Genomic DNA, 5,689 nt, shown 5'->3' with positions numbered 1-5,689 from the left:
TTTGTGGAAGCTTTGGAAGCTTTTCGGACAGCGATGTCTTTCCGTTTCTTTGAGTGGCTGACCGAGAATCGGGATGTTTTTGCCGCTTACAAAGCCAGTTTAGGCTTTGTTTGGGCTTAAATTTTGTTTAAGTCCCACTAGCCACACCCGGGGCGAGGCGAACTTGGTGGTGGCCTTAACGGGAATATCGAGGACGAAGCCCGCCGCGCTGACGGTGCGCTTGGCACTAAAAGAATTGTACTCGAAACGCCACTCTAACCCGTAGGCTGTCCAGATTTGCGGAGAGCGAGACCAGATGTTCACGCCGTTACCTCCCGACTACATGACTATTTACAGTCGCAAAGTTTGTCTTTTTTATCAACCAGTGATATTAATATTATAAGTAATATAATAGACAATAACAACAGTAATTTTTCTGGGGGTTTTGGGCGTGGTGAAACAAAAGAAAGTAGTGATGATTCCCGTTGAGATGGTCGAGGCTATCTCATGGTCAGAGGAATCGGGATTGAAGTTAAAGGAGATTCGGGAGGGACAGGGACTATCTCGAAACAAGTTGGTCAACAAGATCAGGGATGCTGGTCGGGACATTTCACCCCAGCACATCCAAAAGTTGGAGACTGGTTTCAAGGCGATAACGGCAGAAAATCAGACGGCCAAGAGTGTCGGCACGGCTACCCTCCGAGCGATTCTCGACGCTTTGGATTACCCGCTTGATCGATTCCTCACCGAAATCGGTCACGAGTGAACCTCCGAGAAGCCTTTTTAATCCCCGAACCAAACCGACAATAAGTTACGAAATTATCCTGTTTCCGATTGAAGCCTTTTTTTTAAGGGACTATACTGAAATTTATTCTTTCCTTCGGATTGGTTCCGATAAAACGGCAAACCGTCCACCGTTCCAACTTTTTTTCCCTCGATTCGGGATATTTTTTTATTCTTAAACCCCTCGGAGATGAAAAATTATGCAAAAAGCCGCCTCCTTACCCGATCGCTACCGAATAGGAAAAACCCAGTTTTACGAACGCCGCCAGCATCTGATCCGCTTGGGTTACGACATGGAGGCCGATAAACACGGCCGAAACAGCTACTACAGTGACGAACAGATTCAAATATTCGATGACCTAAACGCCCACTATCAGAAATGGGGTACTCTCGAAGGTTTTCCGAGTGCTACCCCCGAAATCGCTGATAACCAGACTGAAACCAACAAAAAGTCCCCTGTGACTAACGCCGAGACGGGATTAGTCCAGCGAGAGAGTGAAAAAGTCATAAACAATTCCGTCGATACCGAAGAAATCTTCGTCGATACCAATCCCTTAGAAGATATTCAAGAGGATAATTTTCGTCGTGTGGATGAGGCCGCCCAGTTCGCCGCCGCCCAGAATATCGTCGCCTTCAACTACCTGACCGTCAACTACATGAAAGAACGCAATTTCAGCGTACCTGGTCTAAGGTCACAGGTAGAAAAATCTAGTCGCGTAGTCGAGGAGTCCCTCGATTCCCTCAAACAGTCCCCAGAAGTAATCGCAAAGAAGCTGATTCAACGTACCAAGAAGGAACCAGAACAGATGACCTAACCTTGATCCTACAGGGTGCGCTCGATCGAGAACGCCGTCGTCTGTTACATTGGTTTCTGGTTTGCCAGATCACGGGGTTGTTATCGGGTGGGGTGATAGCCTTTTCCCTCAAAGGTGAACCCCTATTGGGAGCGGGTTGGGGATTGGGCCTCGGTAATCTCCATTTCGGGGTATCTGTCGGTTTTCTATCGAAAAAATAGTTCTCACCCGATAATCACGCTTAAGGTTGCGACCGTGAGACTTCAGACGTTCGACAAAACGAACGTCCGATCACCTCACCCGTCATATCATCTCCTTACCACCCGGCCCGCTTTCAACAAAATCGAGTATGTCTTCTGGATACTGAAAGTCTTCTGGAATGCTGGCCAACAATCGATCGAGCGTTGGATTGCATGGTTTCTCTGTGAGTTCAACGATTGAATTCTCGTTGATTCCGAAGCTTTCAGCGATCTTGTGGGGAATTCGGAATCTTTTTAGTCCGATATCCATCATCTTCTCGTCCGATAAAGTTAGAAAATTAACCTTAAATACTTATTTGATTCAGTTATCGGTCAAATAATGGTAAATAACTGGAAGTTTTCCTTTAATTAATCGCATTTAGACCTTTTTTCTCGACCAGAGACAGGAGTTTTAACGCCGGTCCCGCGGGATGTTTCTCTCCCCGCTCCCATTGACTGACCGAATCTTTCGAGACGTTCAGATAACGAGCGAAAACGGCTTGGCTTACCTCCTCGCGCTCGCGGAGGGAGCGTATCTCCTCGGGCGTGAACTCCCGAACCGGTGTCAGGCAGGATTCATCGAAGTGTCGGAGGGTTCGCTTATCGATCACGCCCGCGTCGTAATAGTCGGAGGCTGTTTCGTGGATCGCCGCGAACGCGTCACTCTTGTAAGTTTTTTTCTGGGCCATCACGTTTTACTTCCTTGTAAACTCCTTTCTCGACTAACTTGGCGAGTTCCTCGTCGGAAAGGGAAAAGGTTACTCTCGCCAAGTCTTTAAATCCTCGCTCTTCGTCCTTGTCTATGTTCTCCCGTTCACTTTTCGCGAATCCGTAGACAAAGAAAGCTTTGTCATCCCGTCGGTAGAGGATGATCGACCTGTAACCACCGGACTTCCCCTCGTTGGTGCGTGAGAGCCTCTGTTTGATGACACCCCCGCCATAATCGGCATCTACCCTCCCGGATTCCACGTCCTCGATCGTCTCCCATAGCTTTGCGTCGCTGATGTTTTCCTTTTTTGCGAACTTGGTAAACCACTTATTCTTGAAAATCCGCACACTTGACATTTTGGGTGGCTTTTCTCTAATTACGTTCATTATATAGAACTCAGTTCTATAGTTCAAGGGAATTTATCGACAAAAAAACGGGATGTTTGGAGTTATTCTTCTAACCCAACGAAAAATTTTGATTTTTGCGGGAGGTTTAGTTACCATCGTATTGTCAAACAATGTTCGATGGAGTGTCAGACAATGGCATCGAAATCCATCGGGGTGAGGATTCCCGACGCGATCAACGAACGCTTCGAGAGTTACGGACGGCGGCATTTTCCCAAGGGGGACGGTTTCGACAAGACAAAAACCGCCCTCGACCTCATCTGCAAGGGATTGCAATGTTCTCGCGATCAAGAGAACGATGTTGAACAACTCGTCAAACAAATCGTTGAACAAGAAATGAGAACGGTAATCGAGGAGGTGACGGCGACGGTTGCCGGTCTCAACGGGGAAATTGAAACCCTGAAACGGTTAATCGATCGAGAGGATACAGAAGAAGATTCGGGAATGTCCCGCTCGACCCTAGCCCCGATTTTCGAGGATTTTTGAGAACCTGTCATTCTCTCCTCGGTTGCGATCGCTTTCTTTAACTTAATTGGCTAAAACTATTGAAGCGATTAAGATTATCAAGTTTGCGGGGATAGGGTCAACTAGAATTGCTGAATTTTCGCTTAGATGCCACTACTCGTACTTCTGTCTTAAAATTAGCTGGTGAAGGATAGAATGGTTTCCCTTCCCTCTCCCCTCGGTAACAGACCTGCGGGAGAACTAATCGAAAATACCGTTCAATCAAAGACAGAATTTGCTTTCCTGTGAGTGCCGCGTTCACCCCTAAACGTTTACGATGATGAACAGTAAACGTTACAGGTCAAACAAATGAAAAGACTGCTCGGCATTGTCATCTTGATAGTAGCTTGGGGAGGCTTTATCTTTGCCAACCCAGCCCTCGCCTTAGATGTAGAGGTAGGTCAGCAAGTACAGCTTAAAGCCACAAATCCTCAAGGTGTTCCTTTGCACGAAAATCCTTTTCCGAGTTTAAAGGGGAGATTACCCGATGGTGTAACGGCCACAGTGACCGCAACCGATAGGGAAAAGCATTGGCTAAAAGTACAAATCCCCTTCCAACAAGGTTGGATTATAGAAAAATATGTCGCTCAAGTTTTGGAAAATTCGGTTAACCCCTCTCCGAATCCTCGTCCTACAAGCGGGTTAAAATTAGCCACCTATAACGTAGAATCACCAAACTTTAACCCCAGAGATACCACCCCCGACAAAGTGGCCGAGGAAATTACAAAGCATCCAGAGGTCATTATTTGGGGTCTTGAAGAGGTGATGAATCAGGACGATCTAGATAAGTTCACTCAAGCTATGGGTTCAAATTTTACCTCGGTCTTGGGAGAGACGGGCGGTCAAGATAGATTAGCGATCGCTTACGATCAAAGTCAGTTAGAATTAGTGGGTTCTATCAATAATTTATCGGGTTCTGGAGGGTCAAGAAATCCACTCGTGGGTCAATTTAAACTTCTCGCGGACGGGACTGAATTTTTATTTATGGTCAACCATTTCAACCGTCGTGAAGAGGAAAGAAGAAACCAACAGGCTGATTTCGTCAGAAATTGGAGCAATCAGCAAAATTTACCGACGATTATAGTGGGAGACTTTAACTTCGATTTTGATCTCAATGAACGAAGAGGTAATACGGCTTTCAATAAACTCAATCAAGACAACATATTAAAGTGGATTCAACCGGATTGTTTAGCTTCTAATAATTGTCTATCCACTCAATGTAATCCAAATTTTAACAGTATCTTAGATGCTGTTTTTGTCGGTGGAACTGCCAAAAATTGGTCGGCGAGTTCTTCTATAGTTCCTTTTGACTGCTCGAAAGATGCCACGGGATTCCCCGATCATCGTATCGTCAAGGCCGAATTAAAAGTATCTTAGCCGACGACATTCGGGAATTATCGAGCGAATTTGGTTGTTTAAAGTTTCATCATGTACAAAAAAAAGGTCGGGGTCGCCCCGACCTTTTTTGTCGTAATTAGTGGATTAGAACTTAACCATTGATAGCAGGAGCAGTCAGAGCTACGGGACTAGCCAAGTCTAAGGGGAAATGTCTTTGAATCCTTTTATAACCCCTATTATTCGAGTTCTTGAGGTTCAATAACCAACTTAATTCCCTGAATAATTAATTTGATTTTTTCCCGAGAAAGTCTTCCGATAGACTCCGTTAAAAGACGTTTATCAACCGTGAAAACCTGTGAAACATTAACAACACTGGATTCAGGTAAATTCCCTTCACCCTCATTCAATAAAACATTACCAATAGCTTTTGCTCGTCTCAAATTGGTTGTTAATGGACACACAATAACCGTCCCAATTTGTGACTGATTCAGAGCATCATTTCGCACCACAACACAAGGACGAAGATAAGCAGGTTCAGAACCTTGTGGTTTTCCTACATCAATCCAATAAATCTCACCTTTAAAAATCGTCATATTTACTCAGATAATTGGCGTTGATGATGGCGTATTCCCTCTAACATCAAAGTTTCTGATTTGTCCAATCCATCACTATAAGCTTCATTCCAACTATCCATTAATACCTGTTTAGTTATTTTTTGATTATTCAATCCTAATTATTGATGTAACTTCTCCAACCATTGTTTATGGTTCTTCGTTACTTGGTATGGTTCGATAGGGTGGCATAAATCGACTAAATCCTTATCTGGCAAGAGATTTAATTGATTAGTTCGCTCTAGATCGAAAACAATTGACAAAAATCGCCAAATGTCTTTCTCTATAAGAGTTTCATTCCTTATAATCCTGTCCGTTGCATAGGACA

11 protein-coding genes are annotated in these 5,689 nt (G+C 44.6%); 5 read left to right on the top strand and 6 right to left on the bottom strand.

The window, feature by feature from the left end; translation table 11 throughout:
* Positions 1 to 99: 99 nt before the first annotated feature.
* Positions 100 to 303: a hypothetical protein gene (locus tag IM322_RS12000; protein ID WP_287672970.1), complete on the bottom strand. Its 204-nt coding sequence runs from the start codon at positions 301 to 303 to the stop codon at positions 100 to 102.
* Between the two features lie 127 nt (positions 304 to 430).
* Here IM322_RS12000 and IM322_RS11995 point away from each other — a divergent pair, with 127 nt between their 5' ends.
* The 3 genes from IM322_RS11995 to IM322_RS11985 all read left to right on the top strand — a co-directional run bounded on the left by IM322_RS11995 (position 431) and on the right by IM322_RS11985 (position 1,777).
* Entirely contained in the window at positions 431 to 745 is a 315-nt protein-coding gene (locus IM322_RS11995; RefSeq protein ID WP_287672967.1) for a helix-turn-helix domain-containing protein, read from the top strand.
* 217 nt (positions 746 to 962) lie between these two features.
* Positions 963 to 1,577, top strand: a complete 615-nt coding sequence (locus IM322_RS11990; RefSeq protein ID WP_287672966.1) for a hypothetical protein — start codon at positions 963 to 965, stop codon at positions 1,575 to 1,577.
* 2 nt (positions 1,578 to 1,579) lie between these two features.
* The gene (locus IM322_RS11985) at positions 1,580 to 1,777 is read left to right on the top strand and encodes a hypothetical protein (RefSeq protein ID WP_287672965.1); all 198 of its coding nucleotides are present in this window, start codon (positions 1,580 to 1,582) and stop codon (positions 1,775 to 1,777) included.
* 82 nt (positions 1,778 to 1,859) lie between these two features.
* Here the strand turns inward: IM322_RS11985 and IM322_RS11980 are convergent, their stop codons facing one another.
* From IM322_RS11980 to IM322_RS11970, 3 genes are all read right to left on the bottom strand, one after another.
* On the bottom strand, positions 1,860 to 2,066 hold the full coding sequence (locus tag IM322_RS11980) for an AbrB/MazE/SpoVT family DNA-binding domain-containing protein (protein ID WP_287672964.1): 207 nt from the start codon (positions 2,064 to 2,066) through the stop codon (positions 1,860 to 1,862).
* A gap of 94 nt (positions 2,067 to 2,160) precedes the next feature.
* Positions 2,161 to 2,484 (bottom strand): helix-turn-helix domain-containing protein, encoded by a 324-nt coding sequence (locus IM322_RS11975; RefSeq protein ID WP_287672963.1) that lies wholly within the window; start codon positions 2,482 to 2,484, stop codon positions 2,161 to 2,163.
* Positions 2,456 to 2,890 (bottom strand): type II toxin-antitoxin system RelE/ParE family toxin, encoded by a 435-nt coding sequence (locus IM322_RS11970; protein WP_287699001.1) that lies wholly within the window; start codon positions 2,888 to 2,890, stop codon positions 2,456 to 2,458. The genes IM322_RS11975 and IM322_RS11970 overlap by 29 nt, the downstream gene beginning before the upstream one ends.
* Positions 2,891 to 3,043: 153 nt before the next feature.
* Here IM322_RS11970 and IM322_RS11965 point away from each other — a divergent pair, with 153 nt between their 5' ends.
* Together IM322_RS11965 and IM322_RS11960 are read left to right on the top strand one after the other, a co-directional pair.
* Positions 3,044 to 3,394 (top strand): hypothetical protein, encoded by a 351-nt coding sequence (locus IM322_RS11965; RefSeq protein ID WP_287672951.1) that lies wholly within the window; start codon positions 3,044 to 3,046, stop codon positions 3,392 to 3,394.
* A gap of 327 nt (positions 3,395 to 3,721) precedes the next feature.
* A complete protein-coding gene (locus IM322_RS11960) occupies positions 3,722 to 4,789 on the top strand; it encodes an endonuclease/exonuclease/phosphatase family protein (RefSeq protein ID WP_287672950.1) in 1,068 nt (355 codons plus the stop codon).
* A 197-nt stretch (positions 4,790 to 4,986) separates the two neighbouring features.
* Here IM322_RS11960 and IM322_RS11955 read toward each other — a convergent pair whose 3' ends face one another.
* Both IM322_RS11955 and IM322_RS11950 read right to left on the bottom strand, forming a co-directional pair.
* Positions 4,987 to 5,343, bottom strand: a complete 357-nt coding sequence (locus IM322_RS11955) for a type II toxin-antitoxin system PemK/MazF family toxin (protein ID WP_287672949.1) — start codon at positions 5,341 to 5,343, stop codon at positions 4,987 to 4,989.
* Positions 5,344 to 5,483: 140 nt separating this feature from the next.
* On the bottom strand, positions 5,484 to 5,689 hold a 206-nt coding region (locus tag IM322_RS11950; RefSeq protein ID WP_287672947.1), incomplete at its 5' end, for a hypothetical protein.

The sequence above is a fragment of the Microcystis sp. M109S1 genome (genome assembly GCF_020247025.1).
Classification (GTDB): domain Bacteria; phylum Cyanobacteriota; class Cyanobacteriia; order Cyanobacteriales; family Microcystaceae; genus Microcystis.
The sequence above is the reverse complement of the archived record's forward strand: the minus strand, read 5'-3'. Positions and strand labels throughout refer to the sequence as shown.

Excerpts from the sequence above, each read along its gene's own strand:
- IM322_RS11990 (WP_287672966.1), top strand. The coding sequence starts at position 963 with ATGCAAAAAGCCGCCTCCTTACCCGATCGCTACCGAATAGGAAAAACC.
- IM322_RS11980 (WP_287672964.1), bottom strand. The coding sequence starts at position 2,066 with ATGGATATCGGACTAAAAAGATTCCGAATTCCCCACAAGATCGCTGAA.
- IM322_RS11975 (WP_287672963.1), bottom strand. The coding sequence starts at position 2,484 with ATGGCCCAGAAAAAAACTTACAAGAGTGACGCGTTCGCGGCGATCCAC.
- IM322_RS11970 (WP_287699001.1), bottom strand. The coding sequence starts at position 2,890 with ATGAACGTAATTAGAGAAAAGCCACCCAAAATGTCAAGTGTGCGGATT.
- IM322_RS11965 (WP_287672951.1), top strand. The coding sequence starts at position 3,044 with ATGGCATCGAAATCCATCGGGGTGAGGATTCCCGACGCGATCAACGAA.
- IM322_RS11960 (WP_287672950.1), top strand. The coding sequence starts at position 3,722 with ATGAAAAGACTGCTCGGCATTGTCATCTTGATAGTAGCTTGGGGAGGC.
- IM322_RS11955 (WP_287672949.1), bottom strand. The coding sequence starts at position 5,343 with ATGACGATTTTTAAAGGTGAGATTTATTGGATTGATGTAGGAAAACCA.